Source organism: Fulvivirga ulvae (assembly GCF_021389975.1).
Lineage (GTDB): Bacteria > Bacteroidota > Bacteroidia > Cytophagales > Cyclobacteriaceae > Fulvivirga > Fulvivirga ulvae.
The window spans coordinates 919,747-941,563 of the sequence record NZ_CP089981.1 but is presented as its reverse complement, the minus strand read 5'-3'; the positions used below and the strand labels follow the sequence as shown (position 1 = coordinate 941,563).

The following is a 21,817-nucleotide window of genomic DNA, read 5'->3' as shown; positions in this document are numbered from 1 at the left end:
CCCATGAACCTTCAAAAGCTTTTGCTTAAGCAATTTTTCAGTGTAGGCGCATATAAGTACCTCGGGGAATTGATCTTTTTTTTAAGCTCAGTAGTTATCTCACGACTATTGGCTCCAGAGGAGTTTGGAGTCATAGCAATGGCAACAATTTTTTATAGTTTTCTAATGCGATTTACGGATATGGGGGTTACAGAATCGGCAATACGTGAGGCTGGTGATAGATACTTTTACCAACGTCTGCAAAATCTTTTTCTATTAATTGGATTTGTTGTTGCTGTAATTATGGGGGTACTAGCGTATCCAATATCAGTTTTCTTCAATCAAAAAGAATTATTTCCCATAGGACTCACTTATGCGGTTATATTGTTTCTCTATGCTTTTCCAAAAGCAATGATTGCCTATCTGAAAAAAGAGGAAAAACTTGTGTTAGTAGCAAAAGTGGAGTTGGTAGTTGTAGTTTTTCAGGTGGTATGCACTATCATATTTGCTGGAGCAGGATTCTCCTATTGGTCTTTAGTTCTTCCTCATTTGTTCGCGCCTGTGCTTTATTATTCGCTTTATCAGAGATTTGTAAAATTGCCATTAATCGTGTTTTCAGTCTCTGATGTGAAAAATGCTTGGTTTAAGGTTAAAGCATTGGTATATACATTTGGCTTTTTAAACTTCATTCAGTATTGGGAGAAATCTGTAGACAAGTTATGGGTTGGAAAATTGTATGGAGAAACAGGATTGGGGTTGTACAATAGAGCTTATTCGTTAATGATTATGCCCGTTAGTTTGATTGAAGGTCTTGTTAATAATACTTTGCTTCCAATTTTAGCGAATAAAAAATTAAATAAAAAACAGGTTAAAAAAGAAATGATTAATTTCATTAAGCTGGCAAGCTCAATAATTGTACTTCCTATAATATTATTCAGTCTTTTTCCCTTTGAGTTATCCGTGGTTTTATGGGGAAGGGAATGGAGCAGTGTTGGTGCCTATTTGAGTTTATTGAGTATTGCACTTATCGTCATGGTGTTCAACAGGCTAGCTATTAATATATATATCATCCTTAGAAAAGAAAGGTTTTTACTTATTAGTGGAGGAGTTTCGGGCATTCTACTTGTTTCATTGATTACTGTAGGAGCGTTTTATTCTATAGAAACTATGATCTATCTATATCTGGCGAGTACCTTGTTTGTTAGCCTTCCTCTTACATGTTACTTGGGGTTTTTTAAATCCTTCAACTTTTCTATTGTCGAGATTTTAGATGTCATAGCTGTTCATTATTTTTCTGCTATACTACTTTATTTCTTTAGGTTATTTGGATTGAATGATCTAGTTGTATACCCTATTATCCTTCTTTTCATAGTGTCTGTTTATAGAATAGTTTGTTATATCAGAATGGTTGTTAATAATAATGGGTAGAGCAGAAAAGAGAAATATCATTCCTTCTAAGCGGATGTCCGAATTTAAAGAGGGTGGAGCTGTTTATGTGGTGAGGTGTATGATAAATAAATGTCCGTGTGGTAAGCCTCATTTGAACAATTGTGGGAGAGGCTTTTTTTCATTGTTTATTCAGGCAATATATGGGATAAGGTTTGCGGATTGGATACAAATACCATACAATATCAATTTTAGTAATGGAAGATACCTTTACTCTGACTTTAGATCAGATGGAAATGAAAATTTTTGGAATTATTACTTTGATCAACCTCTGAAAGCTTTACGAGAATATGATAGACCAGTTATTAACTTATATAATGAAGTTCATCCCCTGAGAATATGGAGTCGCACATTTTTTAATGATATCTATCAAAGTGTGATCCAAAAGCTAAAATATCAGCCAGAGGTTAAGGCTATTTTAGATGATACAAAAAAGCGCTTTGAAGGATATCATGTGCTGGGGGTACACTTTCGTGGTACCGATCATCCTGGAGAGATTCCTCCGGTAGGCCTGGAAAAATATCTGGCCGAGGTAGACAAAAGGATTAAGCACGTGGATAGACTTTTTCTAGCCACTGATGAACAGTATATTGTTGATCTTTTTAGTGACAAATATGGAGATAAACTGATCGTTAATGAGGTGGTTCGATCATTGAACAGTGAGGCGGTGCATGCTAACCTGCAAATAAGTGATAGATATCAATTAGGGCTGGATGCTTTAGTGGATTGCTATTCTTTATCGCTCTGTACATCGGCTATACTTACTCATTCCAACCTTTCTTATGCGGCGATGTTCTTTAACCCGGGGCTAAAATACAAGCTGATGGAGCGTTGGCAACCCAAGGTTAAACGCTTCAAAACCCTTATCTTATATTATCTTGATAAATGGGGTATTAGAAAATGGTAAAGACGGATCTGATAGAAATATTGCCTAAACCGGAAGCGTCCGTTCGTTGTGTGAACTGTCAATCTCAGACAGTTGATATTCATGGGTATTTATTTGAGGGAATCCATATACTTTTAGACTGCCTTTGCGAGAGCTGTAACACCACCTTTTATCAAACCTTGCCCATCTCTCATGATGCATTGTTTCCGATAGCTTTTTCTAAAAACGGACTCATGAGTAATTACAGTAAGAGGGCAGAGGTATGGCTGGCTAAGCCTTTAATACATGCTGTTACACGAAATATTACCATAAAACCTGTTATTGAAATAAAACAACATAAAAAATACGAAGAAGCTATTCTTCTGAATTGCCTGGATGACTGCTTTGGACATGTGTATGCCAAGCTTTGGAATGCGCAATTTCTCCTGGAGAAGTATCCGGAAAAATCTATAATAGTTCTAATCCCCCAAAAAATGGAATGGCTGATTCCGGAAGGAGTAGCAGAGGTATGGCTGGTTGATGTACGATTTAAGGATATGGAGAAATATATTGCCAACCTGGACGATCTGGTGAAGAAGGAAATAACCAGGTTTTCTCGTTTTTATGCGGCCGTGGCTCCGGTGTTTTTGGATACAGATAAAATAGACGACTATAAATTCCTGAGGATAGAGAAGTTTGATCTGAGGCAATTTAATGACCTGAAGCCCCGGGTAACCTTCGTACTTCGTGAAGACCGCTTTTGGCATGCTAACCGGGCTGAAGAGTTTTTGAACCACGTCCTTATCAAATTCAAATGGCAGCGATATTTTCGTAAGCTGTTGGTTTGGAGGCAGAATAAATTGGTGAAGCAAACAATACAAAGGATTAAGGCATATAATCCTGAGATCAGTGTTGTTATAACTGGGTTGGGTAGTAATGGTACTTTCGGTCGATTGGCAAAAGACCGAAGAACAGAGAGTATTTCATTAGCCGTTGAAAGGGAGTGGTGCGAGATCTATGCGCAGAGCCATGTTGTGGTTGGTGTACATGGGTCTAACATGTTAATCCCCACTTCTCTGGCGGCAGGGTTCATAGAGATACTTCCCGAGTATAAAATACCGCATATGGGTGAAGATACAGTGATGAGGTACTCAGGCAGGTATGCAATGCTTTTGGGCAGACATGTAGATGCTTTCATACGCCCTGCTTTGCTGGCACAGCATGTTTTGCATATGCTTACTTTTGGGGAACTCTACGAAGAGATAGAGAGTAATTCTTAGCTTTTGAAGGTTTGTTTGTACATGTTAGTAATGCCTTCAGTCAATCCAATTTGAGCATGATAACCCAGGGCCTCAATTTTGGAAATGTCCATGACTTTCCGTGGTGTGCCATCTGGCCTTGTATGGTCAAACTTTATTTCACCGTCGTACCCTACAATTTTCTTTATTAATAGTGCCAGCTCATAGATGGATATTTCTTTACCGGTACCTACATTAATAAATCCGCTTTCTGAATAATTGGTCATGAGGAAAACACAGGCCCTTGCCAAGTCATCTACATGCATGAATTCACGCATAGGCTTACCTGTGCCCCATAGCTCGACCGTGCGTGCTCCGGAAAGTTTGGCTTCGTGGAATTTTCGCATTAAAGCGGCCAGTACATGGGAGTTGTTCAAGTCAAAATTATCATTGGGGCCATATAGGTTAGGCGGCATTACTGAAATGAAATCGCGATCATACTGGTCTCTGTAAGCATCACACATTTTTATTCCGGCAATTTTGGCAATAGCATAAGGTTCATTGGTGGGTTCCAATGCACCTGTTAGCAGGTACTCCTCTTTCAGCGGCTGAGGTGCAAGTTTGGGATAGACGCAAGAAGACCCAAGAAAGAGTAGCTTTTTAACACCACTCTCATGGCTTTGATGGATTACGTTGGTCTGAATGGTCAGATTGTCATAGATGAAATCCGCCTTGTAGGTATCATTGACCAATATTCCTCCTACCTTGGCAGCGGTCAGAAAAACATAGGCCGGGCGTTCTGAAGCGAAAAAATCATGCACGTCGCTCTGATTGCGAAGATCTAATTCAGAAGATGACCTTTTGACTATGGAGGTAAAGCCTTCCGACTCCAGCCTTCTCACAATGGCCGATCCCACCATGCCGGTATGTCCGGCCACATATATTTTGTCTTGCTTGTTCAATGTTTATAGGGCGGTGTAGTGGTATTAAGGTCACTTTCCAGCATTTCTTTTATAATATCATTTAATGAATATTCCGGTTGCCACTTTAACTGCTCCCTGGCCTTACTGGCATTTCCCAAAAGCTCGTCAACCTCGGCTGGCCTGAAATACTCCGGATCGATCTTGATGACAACCTGGCCTTTTGTGAACTTATATTCAGGGTTCGTTACATTTTTTACAATACCTGTTTCATCAATGCCCGTACCTGAAAATTCCAGTTCCACACCCACAAGATCAAAAGCTTTAATTACAAACTCCCTGACGGTTGTAGTGATTCCCGTTGCTATCACAAAGTCATCGGGTTTCTCCTGTTGCATGATGAGCCACAGCGCCCTTATATAGTCTTTGGCATGGCCCCAGTCTCGCTTCGCTTCCAGGTTGCCGAGGTAAAGCGTTTCAGGGTGGCCCATAGCCATTTTACTTACGGCTTTTGTTATTTTCCTTGTTACAAAAGTTTCTCCACGATGCGGGGACTCATGATTGAACATAATGCCATTAGCAGCAAAGATATCATAAGCCTCTCTGTAGTTGACAGTTGTCCAATATGCAAAAAGTTTGGCTACTCCATATGGTGACCGAGGGTAGAAGCAAGTGCTCTCATTTTGAGGTACCTCCTGCACTTTCCCATAAAGCTCTGAAGTAGAGGCCTGGCAAAATCGCGTCTTTTTTTGTAATCCTAATAGCTTAATGGCTTCAAGTATCCTTAAGGCCCCAAGACCATTGACATTGGCGGTATATTCAGGTATCTCAAAACTTACCTTTACATGCGACATCGCGCCTAAATTATAGATCTCGTCGGGCTGTATCTTTTGAATTAGGGAAGTAATACTCATAGAGTCAGTCATATCGCCATAATGCAAAATAAGGTTCCTGTTAGGTTCATGTGGATCCTGGTAAAGGTGGTCAATGCGTTCTGTATTCAGCAATGAACTCCGCCTTTTAATACCATGCACCTCATAGCCCTTGTTAAGAAGAAACTCACTAAGGTAGGAGCCATCCTGACCCGTTATACCTGTTATTAAAGCTTTTTTCATTTAGGGATCTTGTATTAACAGGTAAATTTAAAAAATTGGTGTCCCATACTTACTATTTTTGTTCTTTATGCATACACCACTCGTTTCCATCATCTGCTTATGTTATAACCAGCAAAGATTTGTTAAAGAAGCAATTCTTTCTGCTCTCGAGCAAACCTATGAAAACATAGAGTTAATTGTGGTAGATGATGCAAGTGTTGATAATAGCCATCAAATCATCAATCAAATGGTGGAGAAGCATCCGAAAATAAAGTATTTCCCTTTGCCCGAAAATCTTGGGCATTGTGCTGCATTTAATGAGGGGCTTAAAAAGGCCGGTGGTGAATATATTATCGACCTTGCCGCTGATGATATTTTATGCTCGGAAAGGGTAGAGGAGGGGGTTAAGGCGTTTCAAAGAGGAGGTGATACCTGCGGCGTTAATTTCAGTAATGCAGAGCGTGTGGATAAATCCGGAAGGCATATCAGTTTTCACTATCCGATTGATGAACTTGGTCACTCAGTAGTGCCTGTCCCCGAAGGCGATGTCTTTGAGGAGGTGATCAGGCGCTATTTTATATGCTCCCCTACGGTTATGTTCAGGAAGGATATCATAGATGCAATGGGCGGTTACGATGCATCGCTGGCCTATGAAGACTTTGATTTATGGATCAGAACGTCCCGGGACTACAAGTATATCTATACCGATAAAGTGTTGATGAAAAAACGGGTTGTGTCAGGATCAGCAGGGCAGAAACAGTTTAAAATAAGAAGCACTTATCTACACTCAACCTTTAGGGTGTGCGAAAAGATCAGCAAAATGATCCGGAATAATAGTGAAAAGGAAGCGCTGAAAAAACGGATAAAATATGAGATCACCTTGTCTCTCAGGTTAATCAGTTTTGAGGTAGCGCTTAAATACTTCAGGCTGTTAAAATCTCTGAAATAGCCTATCGTCGGTTATCATCACCCTCAAGTATGCTTATGTAACTGATATACCGGCTTTCTGCAATCTCTCCGGTATCTACAGCATCTTTGATAGCACACTTCGGTTCATGGGTATGTGTGCAATTGTGAAACTTGCACTCTGAGCTGAGCTCCCTCATTTCAGGGAAATAGTCAGATAATTCATCAGGACTAATGTCAATAATGCCAAGCTCCTTGATGCCTGGTGTATCAATAATAAAAGTGTTGTCATCCAGCTTAAACATCTCAGCAAAAGTTGTAGTGTGCACACCTTTTTGTGCGAAGTCAGATACAGAACTGGTTTTTTGATCAATGTGAGGGGCTATTTTGTTCAGTATGGTAGATTTTCCCACACCACTATGTCCTGACAAAAGGCTCTTTTTGTTATGCAGTAGCTTTTTGAATTCATCTAGTCCGGTGTTTTTGGTGGCAGATATTTTTAAACACCTGATGCCTATTTTTTCATAGATGCTTATGATTTGCTCCAGCGCATTGTTTTGCTCTTTTTCAAGCAGGTCAATTTTGTTGAACACCAGTACCTGCGGAATACGGAATGACTCTGCAGTAACCAAAAAGCGATCAATAAAACCCAGCGATGTGCGAGGATAGACCAGTGTGGCAATGAGTATGGCCTGGTCAATATTGGAAGCTATGATATGACCCTGACTTTGGAGTTTTACTGATTTTCTGATGATGTAATTCTCCCGGGGCTTGATCTCGTCTATTAGTCCCTGCTCAGGGGCTTCTTCATCTATTGAAAAATTAACGTAATCGCCAACGGCAATAGGGTTAGTGGTTTTGAAACCTTTTAGCCTTAGTTTTCCCCGGGTGCGACAGGTATAGGTCACATTATTTTCTCCGAGTACATCATACCAGGAGCCTGTGGATTTCATCACTAATCCCTTCATGAATGAAGTATCGTTTTGCAGTAGTCAATTATTTTTCTGGTTGCACCAGTATTGTCTTTTACATAGCCAGTGTTGATCTGGCTTCCGATATTGTAGGTTGTTTCATCTGAGAAAGCCCTGAACTGGTTCCTTAATTCATCATATCCTGCCAGTGCAACCGCACCACCCAGATTGGTAAGGTCCAGCGCTTCCCTGAACTTGGTATAGTTTTTATTTCCGAAGAATACTGGTAACCCGAAGGTTGCAGGCTCTAAAATATTATGCAACCCCTGGCCATAAGCTCCACCTACATACGCATAATTGCCGTAGGCATACAAGCTGGACAACATGCCAATATTATCAATGACTAATACATCGAATTCAGAGGGATCTTTAAAGTCCTTAAGCTCCGAATAGCGAACTACTTTTTTAAGTAAATCTCTTTCTATTCGTTCAATAAATCTTTCTTCTATTTCATGAGGAGCTATTATGTACTTAAGATCAGTGTCATTGATAAATGGTATGAGTACATCGAGGTCTTCTGGCCAACAGCTACCAATGACCATTAACTTTCTGTTATTCTTAAAGCTGGCTACTTCGGGAAGCTCTTTTTTGTTCTTGCAGATCGTCATTACACGGTCAAAACGTGTATCGCCACTTACGGAGGCGTTTGTAATACCTATAGATTCAAGAAGTTTTAATGAACTGTTGTCCTGCACAAAAAAATAGGTGAAATTTTTCAGTATACATCTGTTGAAATTACCATACTTTTTGAAAAACAGTTGATTCTCTCTAAAAATGGATGATGTTGATAAAAGAGGGATTTTTCTGCAGCGAAGTTCTTTGGCATAGTAATGCCAGAACTCATATTTAACGAAAAAGGCAATTTGTGGATTTACCAGGTCCAGAAATTTCTTTGCGTGCTTTTTTGAGTCAACCGGCAAATAAAAAATGTAATCTGCACCTGAATAATTCTTTCTTACTTCATATCCTGACGGAGAGAAAAATGTGAGAAATATTTTATAATCAGGGTATTCCGTTTTAAAATCATCAATTAGAGGTCTTCCCTGTTCAAACTCACCAAGTGAGGCACAGTGAAACCAGGCTATAGATTCCTGATTTCCATCTACTGCTTTTTCGATCCTTTGGAACAGATTTTTGCGTCCTTCTACAAAAAGACGCGCTTTTTTGTTGAAAAGAGCCGCAATGCGGATAAAGACATTATAGAAAAATAGAGAAATATTGTAGATGAGTCCGCCCATATATATAATGGTACAAAATTAAAAACCCTCTGCAATACAGAGGGTTTTTTTCTCTATTTATTTTGTAGAGGAATTAATTCTTAGAAAGATACTGGGCTACACCGTCTCTTGTAGCTGACATAGCTTCTTTCCCTTCTTCCCAGTTTGCAGGGCAAACTTCGCCATGCTGCTGTACATGGTGCCATGCATCAACAATTCTTAGCATTTCATCGATGTTTCTTCCCAAAGGAAGGTCATTGATAGTTTCATGTCTTACAACACCATCTTTATCGATGAAGAAAGTTCCTCTGTATGATACAGGAGCCCCTTCGAATACAAGGTCTCCCTCTTCATTGTAGCTCCAGTCTCCGGCAAGTACACCATAGTTGCTTGCTACAGTTTTTGAGCTGTCAGCTACCAATGGGTAAGTTACACCTTCGATACCACCATTATCCTTGGCTGTCATTAACCAGGCCAGGTGTGTCTCTTCTGTATCGCAAGAGCAACCTACTACCTGTACGCCTCTTTTTTCAAACTCAGCCAGTTTAGACTGGAAAGCGTGGATTTCAGTTGGGCACACAAAAGTAAAGTCTTTGGGGTAGAAAAAGAAAATAACTTCTTTTTTGCCAATGTAATCAGCTAATGTGAAAGACTCAACGATTTCTTCTCCGTTTATTACGGCAGGAGCATTAAACACAGGAGCTTTTTTTCCTACTAGTGACATAGTTTTTAGATCAATTTTTATTTATTCTACATTTATTTAATTAAAACATCTTTCTCGGGATCAACCTTGTCTCCATTGATCTGGAGTGTTATATTCTTGATCTTAAGATTACTGACTCTTTTCTTTTTAAAGAAATTGAGAATCATATCATTCAGCTCATCGTCATAATAATCAATGATTTCACTGGTGTTGGTGCAGTAAATATGTCCATGATTATCGAGCTTTGGATCATATCGCATCTGCCCTTCATTCGTAGAAACCTTGGATAATAAGCCATTGTTTACAAATGTTTCTACGGTTTTGTAAACAGTTCCTAGCGATATACTGGGGTTGGCATCTTTAATATTTTCATAAATATGCTCAACTGTGGGATGATTATTCATCTGAAGTACAGCATCAAGTATTACAATACGCTGATGTGTTACCTTCAACCCTGATTCTGAGATCCGGTCTTTAATATGTGAATAATTTGTATTCAAAATAATTCTTAAATAAGAATAATTATTATCTAGGAATAACTTGCCGCAAACTTAGGAAGCGATTCGCTTACCTACAAGTTTTTAACAGACAAATTTGGTTACCACTTGTGGTACAAGGATATCTAAAGAAGACATATCAGGCAGGAATTTAATTTTTAAATATTTATATTAGTATTTCACCACAATTGATGTCTATGATGAAAAAAATTACGACAAAGCTAATGGTCGCAGTGGCCATCTTATTTTTTGGTTTTAATCAGGTGAAGGCACAGGATGACCTGGATAAATTGCTGGAAGCCGGGCTAAGTGATGCCAATCTTTTAATTGAGGGGTATGTTGAGCCGTTCATGAAGGGGTTTGGAACCAGTTTAGGAAGTGGCTGGTATAATACAGCAAAAGCTCATAAATCTGGGGGCTTTGACTTGACAGTAACGGTTAATGCTGCATATGTTCCTGATAAAGACTTGCTTTATGATCTTAATGCACTAAACCTCTCATCTAATTTCTCTTACGATAAGGATCAGGCTCCAACAATTTTTGGTACCAATGATGCGCAGCAATTGCCAACATACACGGTTACTGACCCCAATACCAATGAAAGTGTCTCATTTGATGCGCCTGAAGGGCTTAACCTGAAAGATGAAATAGGAATGCAGGCTGTTCCTGTACCCATGGCGCAATTAGGAATAGGGATTATCAAAAATACCGATATTAAGATCAGGTGGACTCCGGAAATAGAAATAGATGATAATGGTACATTCAAACTTATTGGATTTGGTATTATGCACGATGTTAAACAGCATATTCCTGGTATCAAAAACCTTCCGTTCGACTTGTCGGCATTTGTGGGATATACAAGTGTAAGTACAGATGTAGCTTTTGATGAAGAGGTGAACGCAGGTAGCGGAGGCGTGAGCACCACCAACGGATTGGGCGTATTTGATGTTAATACGCTCACTGTTCAGGGTATTATCTCTAAAAAATTCTCAGTGCTGACGCTGTATGGTGGCTTAGGCTTTAACCGTGTAAGATCTGAGCTTAAGCTGAAAGGAGACTATGTAGTTACTGATGATTTTGGTGTGGTGGATGAAGTATATACAGATCCTATTGACCTTTCCTTTAAAACGGGTGGCCCGCGTTTAACGGCAGGTATGCGTTTAAAACTTGCCATCTTTACACTCCATGCTGATTATACAGTACAGAAATATGATGTTTTAACGGTAGGTTTTGGTTTCAGTGTAAGGTAATACTTATATCAATATATAGAGAGGGCTGTTTTGATTCTAAACAGCCCTTTCTATATTCTTATTTTCCTTTATACTCAGGTTTTCTTTTCTCTATAAAAGCCTGCATGCCTTCACTCTGATCTTCAGAAGCAAAAGTCAGGTAAAAGTTCTTACGTTCAAAGGTCAGCCCTTCATCGAGGTGTGTTTCGAATGACCTGTTTACAGATTCTTTGGCAAGTTGAGCAGCTATAGGGGACATCTGCGCAATTTCCTCTGCCAGTTTTATGGCTTCATGCATATACATTTCAACTGGCACTACTTTATTTACCAGGCCATATTGCATAGCTTCTTCTCCTGAAATGAACCTGCCCGTCAATACCAGCTCCATTGCTTTTGCTTTTCCGATGGCCTTTGTTAATCTCTGGGTGCCACCGGCTCCAGGCATTACACCAATTTTGATTTCAGGTTGTCCGAACTTGGCAGTTTCCGAGGCAATGATCATATCGCAGGTCATAGCAAGCTCACAACCACCACCCAGCGCGAATCCGGATACTGCAGCGATCAATGGTTTTTTTGTTTTCCTTATCTGATCCCAGGTGCTAAACTGATCTATTTTGAGCATATCCACGGCAGATTTCCCTGCCATTTGCTTGATGTCAGCACCGGCAGCAAATGCTTTTTCATTGCCGGTAATAATTATAGTCCTTACGTTGTCGTCGTTGTCCAGTGCTTTTAACGCATCTCTGAGCTCTCCCATTAACTGCAGGTTTAGGGCATTGAGCTCCTTCGGCCTGTTTAGTTCTATGAGGGCAATGTAAGGTTTATAGTCAGGGGTAACTTTTATGAATTCCATTTTATTTGTTAGGCTTTTGTTCAAAGCCGCAATAAAATGAAAAGCCGCCTTTTTTCAAAAGGCGGCTCCAACTAACCATACTAAACAGGTGAGTAAAAAGTGCTATGTTACTGTTATATACTAGTGAGCTTTTGGAAGTAACCTTTCTTTTGTTTCTTTTGTTGAAATTATTATTATCAAATCATTGTATTACAGTTATTATTGATGTAGCTGTAAGTTAATGTAAATTAGTGCAGTCAATAGTTGAGCAACATTAATTTTAAAGTTATGATAAAAGTCCTTTTCGTGTGTCTGGGCAATATTTGCAGATCACCACTTGCTCAGGGGTTGATGGAAATGAAAATTGATGAGTTGGGCCTTAATGATCAGATAAAAGTGGATTCATGTGGTACCAGCCAATATCATATTGGTGAACAGCCTGATGAGCGCACATTGAAAAATGCCTTAAAGAACGGATTAAAGCTGGAGCATCAGGCCAGGCAATTTTCCAGAAAAGACTTTAGGACTTTCGACTATATCGTGACCATGGATAAGGCAAATATGGATTGTGTCAAAAGGCTCGATCAAACCAATGAATTTTCTGATAAGTTTATGTTGATCAGAGATTTTGACCCCGTAGATAAGGGAGCCGATGTGCCTGACCCATACTTCGGAGGAGAAGAGGGGTTTCAGCATGTTTACCTGATCTTGCAGCGCTCTGTAAGCGAGTTTTTAAATCAGATAATTAAAACACATGGGCTAAATGTTTCGATAAGCTAAGGAGCTATCAAAGCCCTGTAATTATTCCTTGAGATTTGCTCCAGCAGTATCCTTTGATCATTTCTGTATTTATTCAATATTTCCTGAGCATAGTTTTTGACCGTAATCAGTTTTAACCCTGTGTTATATCTGATATCAAAATGAGTCTTTAAAGACTCTAGCAGCTTTTCAAGTTTGTTAAATTCATAATCCACGACTATGGAAAAAGAAATAGCCGAATTCTGCATGATATTGATCTTCATATCAATTTCGGAAAGACTTTTAAAGATCATGCTCAGGTTCTCTTCATTAATGAACGTGTAATCTATAACTTTAAAAGATACCAGACACTGCTCATTTTTTATAATGATAGTAGGTGGGAGCGCTTTTATTTTACAATCATGTATGATGGTGCCTGGCTCATCAGGATGATCAAAACTCCTGACGTAAAGCGGAATCCCCTTGTTAGCCAGGGGCTTGATTGTTTTTGGGTGAATGACCGATGCTCCGTAATAGGTCATCTCAGCAGCCTCTTTATATGGCAGCTCGCTGAATAAAACTGCATCTGGAATTATCTTGGGATCAGCGTTAAGAATACCGGGTACGTCCTTCCAAACTGTAACTGACTCTGCATCAAGGCAATAAGCAAAAATTGCGGCTGTAAAATCTGATCCTTCACGTCCCAGCGTAGTAGTGAAGTTGTTTTCTGACCGGCCTATAAAACCCTGGGTGATCAGGATATTTTCAGCTGCCTTCTGGGCTATATCATGTCTTATCAGCTCCTCAGTCAACCTCCAATCTATCCGTCCCTCTCTGAAGCTATTGTCAGTTCTTACATATTCCCGTGCATCCAGCCATTCCGCATTACAGTCTTTTTTATTTAGATAGGCAGCGATAATTCTGGTAGATATAATCTCCCCTTTAGAAACAATCTGGTCATAAAGCTGGTTGTATTCATAGTTTTGAACCAGTTCGTGCCGAAGGTCATTGAAAATTTCAGAAATTTCAGTAAAGATCAGATCATTGGTATCAAAAAGTTCTGAGCATATATTATGATGGTAGTGGTAGATTAGCTCAATCTCTTCCTCGAAATTACGATTATTAAGCTTGGCGGCTATTACGGCTTCCAGTGCGTTGGTGGTTTTACCCATTGCAGAAATTACCACTACCAATTTTTCATTTGAATAGCTACTGATTATGTCACACATGTTTCTAATAGCATCAGCATTTTTTACCGATGCTCCGCCGAACTTAAATACTTTCATTTCGCAAACGATTGAATAATTATTTTATGCTAAATTTGCCCTCAAAATAGCAGTTAAAATTTCACATAATAAAGCCTTTACCAATTTATGGAGGATTCTCGCATAGCCCTGCCCATAGGGACAACCCTGGATAGATACATAAAGAAAAAACAAGATGAGTTTCAATATGCTACCGGTGAATTGTCACAATTGTTGCGTGACATCGCTCTTGCCGGGAAAGTAGTAAACAGGGAAATCAATAAAGCAGGACTGATCAACATTGTAGGCCCGATAGGGGCTCAGAATGTGCAGGGTGAAGATCAGCAAAAACTCGATGTGCTCGCTAATATCAGGTTTATCAGGGCACTTACCAAAGGAGGAGAGGCTTGTGCCATCATTTCTGAAGAAGATGAGGAGATAACAGACCTTAGCAATGATGGTAAATATGTAATAGCGATTGACCCGCTCGATGGTTCATCTAATATCGATGTAAATGTATCCATAGGAACTATATTTTCAATTTATCGACGGGTTACTCCTGTTGGTACGCCAATTACCAAAGAGGACGTAATGCAGAAGGGTAAAGAGCAGGCTGCTGCCGGATATCTGCTTTACGGCTCTTCGACTATGCTGGTATACACTACCGGTCATGGCGTTAATGGCTTTACATATGAACCTTCTCTGGGAGAATATTTCCTCTCTCACCCCAACATGAGTATCCCGGAAGATGGTAAAATATATTCGATCAATGAAGGGTCGTATAATAGCTTTTCGGCGCCTGTAAAGAATTATGTTAACTTTTGTAGAGAAAACAATTATTCAGGAAGGTATATAGGGTCTTTGGTTGCTGATTTTCATAGGAACCTTCTTAAAGGAGGTATTTATATGTACCCTCCCACGGCGGCTTCTCCAAACGGAAAACTTAGACTGTTATATGAGTGTAATGCGCTGGCCTTTATCGTTGAGCAGGCAGGCGGCACTGCATCTACAGGTACACAACGAATTCTTGATTTGCAACCGGAAGAATTGCATCAGCGGGCTCCGCTATTTATCGGGTCAAAAAATATGGTGAATAAGGTGGAGGAGTTTTACAAAGGCTAACTACTATATTTCCTCCTTGTAATAACTTTCTGAAGCTCTCGCTGCACAATTAGCTCAGCCAGTCTTGGAGCAATATCATTAGGATTTTCAACGGTTAGTACCTGCCTGACCTTATTTTCACTGATATCTATCCTGTACAGGGCATTAAGTAAGCGCGTCATATCACGATCAAGCAAATAGTTAATTACCGGGATCAACAACTCTTTTAAGTCATCTATAGAAGCTATTGATCCCGGTAGTGCATCATGATCCAGCGAAAGATCTTTTTTGATTAAACTGACGGTTTGCAGAACGTCGTTTGATGGCATTATTCAGGCTTTTCCTTTTTGCTTGCTTTTGCAGGCTTTTCCTTTTTCTCTTCTTTTTCAGAGGCCTTCTCTTCGAGAAGTTCAGGAGCATTTTGTTTCAGGGCGTTGTACCAGTTAACTACTTTCTTGATATCAGAAACATATACACGCTGAGGATCATAGTCAGGAATAACATGCTTGATGAATGCCTTCAATTCATCAGGCTCGGAAGTGGCAGTGACGCCCAAATCTCCGTCAAACTCTTTATTTATTTGTCTGAATACATCTTCAAGAGGTCTTGATCCCTCCTGATCAGTTGTGTAAATCGAGATATCACTCAGTACAGAAATTCTTTGGGTAGCACTGGCTACCAACTTTTGTTTTTTATCATCTAATGACTCCAGAATTACCCCTGTTCTTGTAGGCTTTACTATTTTGAAAAGCCCACCTTTACCGGCTACAGATGCGATGTCACTATAATCCATATACTAAATACTTTTTTAAATTTTGAACCTCAAAGCTACCTTAATATTTTATTATTTACTAGCAGATATCAGGCCATCTATATAATTCAACACATCCTCTTTTCCAGTGCCTGTCTGTGATGAAGTGGTGAGCATATCAGGTAGCTTTTCCCAGTATTTAAGCAGATGTTTTTTGTACTTTGCTACAGATGACTGTGTCTTGTTCTTTGATTGTTTATCAGCCTTTGTAAATATTATAGCCATAGGCAGGCCTACTTCTCCCAGCCAGTTAATAAACTCTACGTCAATTGGTTGTGGGGCGAGCCTTGAGTCCACCAGTACAAAGATGCAAATAAGAGTTTTTCGCGTGACCAGATAATCGTGGATCATGGCACCCCATTTTTCTTTTTCGGTCTTTGCTACCTTAGCCCAACCGTATCCGGGTAAATCCACCAGGTACCAGTTATCATTAATCAGAAAATGGTTTATTAATTGTGTTTTTCCGGGTTTCCCTGAAACCTTGGCTAACTTTTTATGATTAGTTAGCATGTTAATTAATGATGATTTGCCGACATTCGAGCGGCCAATGAATGCAAATTCTGGAAAATCTGCCTCAGGACACTGGTTATGGTTGCTACTGCTTGTAACAAAGTCTGCTTTGGTGATTTTCATTATATAAGGATATGGTTACGAAAAATAGAAACATTTAGCTATATTTAGTAGCTAATCAGTAACCTTGTATTTTTTTAGTGTTAAAGTAATACTTCAATTCAATTTTAAGTATTATAATTGTTAATTAATAACTGAATAAAGTTTTTACACATTAATACACTGCTATTTTTTTAACTTAAATATTTTTAAATTGAGCAGCAAATATCATCACAAAATGTATAAACGGCTTAGGTTTTTATTTTTTATTGTACTTTTTCTCTGTTTTGCATTAAAAGGTTTTTCGCAGGTAAGCCCGGAAAACAAGAAATTGGCCGAAGACCTCATTTTGACAGCAGAGGAAATTATGGCTGCAACTCAGGCCATGGATCAGGCAAGGGAGATGTATGTACAAGCTGTAGAGGCAGACCCTACCAATATAAAGGCTAACTATATGGCAGGTGATTTTCACTTGCGCACTGTAGGAAAAGACCGTGCAGTAAAATACTTTCTCAAAGTACTTGAGCTAAATCCCGAATATCGTTTCGATATCACATATTGGATTGGAAGAAGCTATCAGTACGGAATGAATTTCGACAAGGCCCTTGCATATTACAATCAATACAAAGCCAAACTTATACAGCATGATGGTTACCGTGGCAGGGACCGCACCGAACTCCCTGAAGTAGAGAGAAGGATATATGAGTGTGAAAATGCCATTGAATTTGTGGCCAATCCTGCGCACTATTCTATTGTGAATGTTGGGAACGCCATTAACTCTGAGTACGAAGAGTATGCTCCTGTACTTAATGAAGATGAAACGACCATGATCTTTACATCAAGAAGAAAAGATGGTAACCTGAACCAAAACGTGGACAGGGATAACAAACCTTTTGAAGATATATTTATTTCTAAAAAGACAGGTGGAAAATGGGGGGCGGCAAAAAACATCGGAGACGTTATTAACACTCCATACCATGGGTCAAGTTTAGCACTTTCTGCTGACGGTAATCAGCTGTTTCTTTACAAGGATGACAATAACGGAGATATCTATGTCTCTGAACGCAAAGAAGATGATACCTGGACTTTCCCTCATCCGCTAAGTGAAAATATTAACTCATCAGGTTTTAAAGAAAACGCAGTTTCCATATCTCCTGATCAAAGCATTTTGTTTTTTGCCAGCGACAGGCCCGGAGGTCAGGGCGGTATTGATATTTACTACAGCATCAAGGATCGCAACGGTGAGTGGACCAGGTCAAAAAATCTTGGGCCTGTAATCAACACTTCATATGACGACGACGGTCCTTTTATTGATTATGATGGAAAAACCTTATATTTCAGTAGCCAGGGCCGCAAGGGCATGGGTGGTTACGACCTCTTCAAGTCTGTATATGACAGTGCTGCCAATGAATGGAGCGAACCGGAAAACCTTGGATATCCTATCAATACGCCAGATGATGATATTTACTTTGTTAGTACCAAAGATGGAAAGCGCGGATATTATGCATCAGTCAGAGAAGACGGGCTTGGGTATACAGATATTTATATGGTTACAATCCTTAAAGATGGAGAGGTAGGAGAGACCATAGCTTCTAAGAAGGTGGATAAAGAAGAAGTAAAGGAGCCTGAAGACAATGGCAGAAAGATTGATAAGGTGAAGCAAGAGGAAACTGAACAGGAAGAAGTAAAACAAGAAGAGGTAAAACAGGAGGAAGTAAAGCAAGAGGTTAAACCTCAACTTCAACCGGTAACGGTAAATGTAACAGTTCTGGACGAAGATAAACAGCCGGTGGACGCCAAGGTGAGTCTTAAAGGTTTGTCGGATAATGTTGTGGCTGGCAAGAGTAATACAGGTACAGGATCTTATCAGTTCAAAATTACCACCCCCGATGCCAAAACATACCGCTTGTCTATTGAAAAAGATGGATATGTATTCCAGAATCTGGATATTGCGGTAAAGCCTACAACTGAACCGCAGATCATAAACAGAACTATCAATCTGCAAAAGCTCAGAATCGGAACCCGTTCTGTTCTGCGCAATATCTACTTTAACTTTGACAAGGCCACTTTCAAAGACGAATCTTACAACGAGCTTAATAAGCTCGAGACCATGATGGCTCAGAATCCGGGTATGGAGATTGAAATCTCGGGACATACTGATAATATTGGTTCAAAAGATTATAATAAAACCTTGTCTCAAAGACGAGCCAATGCTGTTAAGGATTATTTGGTTAAGAAGGGTATCGATGCCAGAAGAGTGACAGCGGTAGGATATGGTGAAGAAAGACCTCTGGCCAGCAATGATGATGAGAAGGAAGGAAGGGAGTTGAACAGAAGGGTAGAATTCAAAGTAATAGGCGGCAAATAATACCGTAATAAATTGTGAAAGTGGGCTGTTTCAAAAAGCCGGTTTGGCCAGAATATTGAAACAGCCCTTTTTAGCCGACAGTCCCGAGGTTTTGAGAGATAAGCGGCAACCCTGTACTACCTTTTGCAAAGCAGAACCTTTATTAGGAATTACTAACCGGATATAGGATATTTGCAACAGTTTTAACAAACCCTTTCCCAAAGGGTTATAATGCAAATAGATAATGGCGGTAGTACCTTACAAAGAGCAACGGTCGGGTAAAAAAGAGCAGGTAGCTGAAATGTTTAACAGTATCAGCAAGAAATATGATTTTCTGAATCATTTTCTTAGTCTGGGCATAGATATTCTTTGGAGAAAGAAAGCCATTAGCCTGCTTAAGGAAGATAATCCCAAACTTATACTTGATATTGCCACCGGCACCGGAGATTTTGCTATTGAAGCCCTTAAGCTGAATCCCGACAAAATAATTGGGGTGGATATCAGTGAAGGGATGCTTAATATGGGCAAGGAAAAGCTCAGAAAGAGGAAACTGGACAATAAAATAGAACTCCAGCTGGGGGATTCTGAAAAGCTATTGTTTGATGACAATAAGTTTGATGCAGTCATCGTTTCTTTTGGTGTAAGGAATTTTGAGGATCTGGAAAAGGGGCTTGCTGATATGTATCGGGTACTTAAACCCGGAGGTAAAACAGTAATACTTGAATTTTCAAGACCAGCGAGATTCCCATTTAAGAACATATATAACTTTTACTTTAAAGCAATTTTGCCTAAAATTGGTAGATTGGTTTCGAAAGACAGGGCCGCTTATACTTATTTACCAGAGTCAGTACAGGCGTTTCCTGATGGTGAAAGATTTTTAGAAATATTAAAAAAAGTAGGTTTTAAAAATACTCAATGCAAGCCCCTAACATTTGGCGTAAGTTCAATATACACTGGAGTAAAGTAATACTATCGGCACTAGTTGTGCTCACTTGCTCTTCTGCGGCGTGGTCGCAGCGCCAGGTGGGTATCAATAACCCAAATTATGACGACAGGTTCATAAGCTATGGTTTCTTAATAGGGCTTCATACCTCTGCATATCAATTAAAATATTCTGATGCTTTTGTAAGCAGGTCGTTAGACTCGTTATACTCTATTTCGCCCCGTTGGTCAGGAGGCTTTTCCCTCGGATTCATTGTGAATATGAGGGTAGCGGATTTTTTAGATGTGAGGGTACTTCCTACAGTGGCGTTTTATGAACACTCATTAGAATATCAGCGATTGGATCTGCCCACAATCAATGAGTTAGTAGAAACCACAGTAGTAGAGCTGCCAATTCTGCTAAAATACAAATCGGAACGCCGGGGTAATGTGAGAATGTATTTTGTCGGAGGCGTCAAGCCCGGACTGGAAGCATCAGGCAAAAACGATGTGGAGTCGGTTGGAGATGATAATCTTAATATCAGAGAATTCAATATGTCGGTAGATGTTGGCTTTGGAGTAGACTTGTATTATCCACTATTTAAGTTTTCTCCTGAAATCCGGTTCTCACGGGGGATCCAAAATATGCTGGGTACAGCCCAAAATGAATTCAGTGCCGGTATAGATCGGTTAAATACAAATACCATAACACTTTATTTTCTCTTTCAATAAATGTCAAAACGTACTGCGCTTATTACAGGAGCTACCTCTGGAATCGGTCTGTCAACGGCCAGAGTGCTGGCTCAAAATGATTTTAATCTGATAATATGTGGAAGAAGAGAGGAGCGCCTAAGAAAATTGGAACAGGAGCTGAGAGGTTATTGTGAAATTACCTCTTTATCATTTGATGTCAGAGATAAGGCCAGTGTAGAGGCTACTCTGGGTGCTCTTCCAATCTCCTGGAAGAATATTGATGTGCTGATCAATAATGCAGGAAATGCGCACGGGCTGTCCCCAATTGATCAGGGGGATATTGACGATTGGGATGCCATGATCGACATTAACGTTAAGGGTTTATTATATGTATCCAAAGCTATTATACCAGGTATGGTTGACCGTAATAGTGGACACATCGTTAATATTGGCTCTATAGCGGGCAAAGAGGTGTATCCGAATGGTAATGTCTATTGCGCATCGAAACATGCTGTAGACGCTATTAACAATGGTATGCGCCTGGATTTAAACCGATACGGTATTAAAGTGACTGCCATCAACCCCGGTCTGGTTGAAACGGAGTTTTCTATGGTACGATTTAAAGGGGATAAGGAAAGGGCTGATAATACCTATAAAGGTATGATACCACTAACACCGGAAGATATTGCAGAAACCATACTATTTGTAATAACAAGGCCGGCTCACGTAAATATTAGTGACCTGATCATTTTTCCAACAGACCAGGCCAGCTCAACTATTGTCAACAGATCATAGGAAAATCTCTTTGAGTGGAGAGTCTGCTATATCATGACCGCCTTTAAATGAGATTACTGAGGGTTTTACCTCCACCATTTTAGATAGTTCTTTCATCTCTTCCATTCTATCCTTGGTTAGAAAAGGATCTTCAGTGCCGTAAACATAGTATATTTTTTTACCAGAGAACTGATGGGAGGCCTTCTCAAAGTTCATGTCGGGTGGAAAAATCCCTGCCCAGAGAATGAGCTTTTCAAAGGATATGTGGCTCATGGCGGCCCATCGGGAGGCAGTGGCTGCTCCCTGCGAAAAGCCCACTATTGATGTTTTAAGGTCTTTCCTGCCTGCCGTGAGTTGCTGGTGTATTGCGGTAAGGTAATTAATGTAATTTTTAATATCGGTTAGCCTTTCCTCTTTCGTCATCCATGTAGCACCTACTCTGCCACTGAACCCCTCCAGGTAGAACCGTGAGAGCCCCTCGGGGGCTACTACGCAGATTTCATCATTATTAAGGGCATTAAATTTGCGTATAAAGTACTGGGCTTGCTGACCGTATCCGTGAATAACATAAATTAGCTGTTTTGTATTAGCAGTAATTTCTGCTGACTGGAAATATCTTGCCTCAAATCCAAAATTGATACTCTCCTGTCTCATATTGGGAAAATAAAAAAGCAGGCCCCTG

Annotated in this window: 23 protein-coding genes; 11 read left to right on the top strand and 12 right to left on the bottom strand. The window is 39.8% G+C overall.

Going from position 1 to position 21,817, the window contains the following annotated elements:
* The first annotated feature begins 3 nt into the window (after positions 1-3).
* From LVD17_RS04035 to LVD17_RS04025, 3 genes are all read left to right on the top strand, one after another.
* Positions 4-1,407 (top strand): oligosaccharide flippase family protein, encoded by a 1,404-nt coding sequence (locus LVD17_RS04035; protein ID WP_233764923.1) that lies wholly within the window; start codon positions 4-6, stop codon positions 1,405-1,407.
* Complete coding sequence (locus tag LVD17_RS04030) at positions 1,400-2,332, top strand: O-fucosyltransferase family protein (protein ID WP_233764922.1); 933 nt, start codon at positions 1,400-1,402, stop codon at positions 2,330-2,332. The genes LVD17_RS04035 and LVD17_RS04030 overlap by 8 nt, the downstream gene beginning before the upstream one ends.
* Before the next feature lie 212 nt (positions 2,333-2,544).
* Positions 2,545-3,570 carry a YABBY transcription factor gene (locus LVD17_RS04025; RefSeq protein WP_233764920.1) on the top strand — a complete coding sequence of 342 codons (1,026 nt, stop codon included), beginning with the start codon at positions 2,545-2,547 and terminating at the stop codon, positions 3,568-3,570.
* Here LVD17_RS04025 and LVD17_RS04020 read toward each other — a convergent pair.
* Together LVD17_RS04020 and gmd are read right to left on the bottom strand one after the other, a co-directional pair.
* Positions 3,567-4,490 (bottom strand): GDP-L-fucose synthase family protein, encoded by a 924-nt coding sequence (locus LVD17_RS04020; protein WP_233764918.1) that lies wholly within the window; start codon positions 4,488-4,490, stop codon positions 3,567-3,569. The genes LVD17_RS04025 and LVD17_RS04020 overlap by 4 nt on opposite strands.
* Positions 4,487-5,563: a GDP-mannose 4,6-dehydratase gene (gene gmd / locus LVD17_RS04015; protein WP_233764916.1), complete on the bottom strand. Its 1,077-nt coding sequence runs from the start codon at positions 5,561-5,563 to the stop codon at positions 4,487-4,489. The genes LVD17_RS04020 and gmd overlap by 4 nt, the downstream gene beginning before the upstream one ends.
* Before the next feature lie 67 nt (positions 5,564-5,630).
* Here gmd and LVD17_RS04010 point away from each other — a divergent pair, with 67 nt between their 5' ends.
* Positions 5,631-6,491: a glycosyltransferase family 2 protein gene (locus LVD17_RS04010; protein ID WP_233764914.1), complete on the top strand. Its 861-nt coding sequence runs from the start codon at positions 5,631-5,633 to the stop codon at positions 6,489-6,491.
* A gap of 1 nt (position 6,492) precedes the next feature.
* Here LVD17_RS04010 and rsgA read toward each other — a convergent pair whose 3' ends face one another.
* The 4 genes from rsgA to LVD17_RS03990 form a co-directional block, all read right to left on the bottom strand.
* Positions 6,493-7,416, bottom strand: a complete 924-nt coding sequence (gene rsgA, locus LVD17_RS04005; RefSeq protein ID WP_233764912.1) for a ribosome small subunit-dependent GTPase A — start codon at positions 7,414-7,416, stop codon at positions 6,493-6,495.
* Complete coding sequence (locus LVD17_RS04000; RefSeq protein ID WP_233764910.1) at positions 7,413-8,657, bottom strand: 3-deoxy-D-manno-octulosonic acid transferase; 1,245 nt, start codon at positions 8,655-8,657, stop codon at positions 7,413-7,415. Before LVD17_RS04000 ends, rsgA begins: the two co-directional genes overlap by 4 nt.
* Before the next feature lie 73 nt (positions 8,658-8,730).
* Positions 8,731-9,360, bottom strand: coding sequence for a peroxiredoxin (locus tag LVD17_RS03995; RefSeq protein WP_233764908.1), 630 nt, complete (start codon positions 9,358-9,360; stop codon positions 8,731-8,733).
* A 32-nt stretch (positions 9,361-9,392) separates the two neighbouring features.
* A complete protein-coding gene (locus LVD17_RS03990; protein ID WP_233764906.1) occupies positions 9,393-9,839 on the bottom strand; it encodes a Fur family transcriptional regulator in 447 nt (148 codons plus the stop codon).
* Positions 9,840-10,033: 194 nt separating this feature from the next.
* On the opposite strand from LVD17_RS03990, the gene LVD17_RS03985 reads away from it, so the two are divergent.
* On the top strand, positions 10,034-11,086 hold the full coding sequence (locus tag LVD17_RS03985) for a DUF6588 family protein (RefSeq protein WP_233764904.1): 1,053 nt from the start codon (positions 10,034-10,036) through the stop codon (positions 11,084-11,086).
* Between the two features lie 58 nt (positions 11,087-11,144).
* Here LVD17_RS03985 and LVD17_RS03980 read toward each other — a convergent pair whose 3' ends face one another.
* Positions 11,145-11,918: an enoyl-CoA hydratase-related protein gene (locus LVD17_RS03980; RefSeq protein ID WP_233764902.1), complete on the bottom strand. Its 774-nt coding sequence runs from the start codon at positions 11,916-11,918 to the stop codon at positions 11,145-11,147.
* 267 nt (positions 11,919-12,185) lie between these two features.
* Here LVD17_RS03980 and LVD17_RS03975 point away from each other — a divergent pair, with 267 nt between their 5' ends.
* Positions 12,186-12,677: a low molecular weight protein-tyrosine-phosphatase gene (locus LVD17_RS03975; protein WP_233764900.1), complete on the top strand. Its 492-nt coding sequence runs from the start codon at positions 12,186-12,188 to the stop codon at positions 12,675-12,677.
* On the opposite strand, the gene LVD17_RS03970 is transcribed toward LVD17_RS03975, so the two are convergent.
* The gene (locus tag LVD17_RS03970) at positions 12,674-13,921 is read right to left on the bottom strand and encodes an aspartate kinase (protein ID WP_233764899.1); all 1,248 of its coding nucleotides are present in this window, start codon (positions 13,919-13,921) and stop codon (positions 12,674-12,676) included. The two genes, LVD17_RS03975 and LVD17_RS03970, sit on opposite strands and share 4 nt — an antisense overlap.
* Before the next feature lie 87 nt (positions 13,922-14,008).
* Between LVD17_RS03970 and fbp the strand changes: the two genes are divergently transcribed.
* On the top strand, positions 14,009-15,001 hold the full coding sequence (gene fbp, locus LVD17_RS03965) for a class 1 fructose-bisphosphatase (RefSeq protein ID WP_233764898.1): 993 nt from the start codon (positions 14,009-14,011) through the stop codon (positions 14,999-15,001).
* Here the strand turns inward: fbp and LVD17_RS03960 are convergent.
* The 3 genes from LVD17_RS03960 to yihA are packed head-to-tail and all read right to left on the bottom strand — an operon-like array spanning position 14,998 to position 16,424.
* On the bottom strand, positions 14,998-15,309 hold the full coding sequence (locus LVD17_RS03960; RefSeq protein WP_233764897.1) for a hypothetical protein: 312 nt from the start codon (positions 15,307-15,309) through the stop codon (positions 14,998-15,000). The two genes, fbp and LVD17_RS03960, sit on opposite strands and share 4 nt — an antisense overlap.
* The gene (locus LVD17_RS03955) at positions 15,309-15,773 is read right to left on the bottom strand and encodes a DUF5606 family protein (protein ID WP_233764896.1); all 465 of its coding nucleotides are present in this window, start codon (positions 15,771-15,773) and stop codon (positions 15,309-15,311) included. Before LVD17_RS03955 ends, LVD17_RS03960 begins: the two co-directional genes overlap by 1 nt.
* 51 nt (positions 15,774-15,824) lie before the next feature.
* Complete coding sequence (gene yihA / locus LVD17_RS03950; RefSeq protein ID WP_233764894.1) at positions 15,825-16,424, bottom strand: ribosome biogenesis GTP-binding protein YihA/YsxC; 600 nt, start codon at positions 16,422-16,424, stop codon at positions 15,825-15,827.
* Positions 16,425-16,638: 214 nt separating this feature from the next.
* On the opposite strand from yihA, the gene LVD17_RS03945 reads away from it, so the two are divergent.
* The 4 genes from LVD17_RS03945 to LVD17_RS03930 all read left to right on the top strand — a co-directional run bounded on the left by LVD17_RS03945 (position 16,639) and on the right by LVD17_RS03930 (position 21,156).
* On the top strand, positions 16,639-18,768 hold the full coding sequence (locus LVD17_RS03945) for an OmpA family protein (RefSeq protein WP_233764893.1): 2,130 nt from the start codon (positions 16,639-16,641) through the stop codon (positions 18,766-18,768).
* Positions 18,769-18,991: 223 nt separating this feature from the next.
* Complete coding sequence (gene ubiE, locus LVD17_RS03940; protein ID WP_233764891.1) at positions 18,992-19,714, top strand: bifunctional demethylmenaquinone methyltransferase/2-methoxy-6-polyprenyl-1,4-benzoquinol methylase UbiE; 723 nt, start codon at positions 18,992-18,994, stop codon at positions 19,712-19,714.
* Positions 19,663-20,400 (top strand): type IX secretion/gliding motility protein PorT/SprT, encoded by a 738-nt coding sequence (porT, locus tag LVD17_RS03935; protein WP_233764889.1) that lies wholly within the window; start codon positions 19,663-19,665, stop codon positions 20,398-20,400. The genes ubiE and porT overlap by 52 nt, the downstream gene beginning before the upstream one ends.
* Positions 20,401-21,156, top strand: coding sequence for an SDR family NAD(P)-dependent oxidoreductase (locus LVD17_RS03930; RefSeq protein ID WP_233764887.1), 756 nt, complete (start codon positions 20,401-20,403; stop codon positions 21,154-21,156).
* On the opposite strand, the gene LVD17_RS03925 is transcribed toward LVD17_RS03930, so the two are convergent.
* Positions 21,151-21,789 carry an alpha/beta hydrolase gene (locus tag LVD17_RS03925; RefSeq protein WP_233764885.1) on the bottom strand — a complete coding sequence of 213 codons (639 nt, stop codon included), beginning with the start codon at positions 21,787-21,789 and terminating at the stop codon, positions 21,151-21,153. The two genes, LVD17_RS03930 and LVD17_RS03925, sit on opposite strands and share 6 nt — an antisense overlap.
* Between the last annotated feature and the right edge of the window lie 28 nt (positions 21,790-21,817).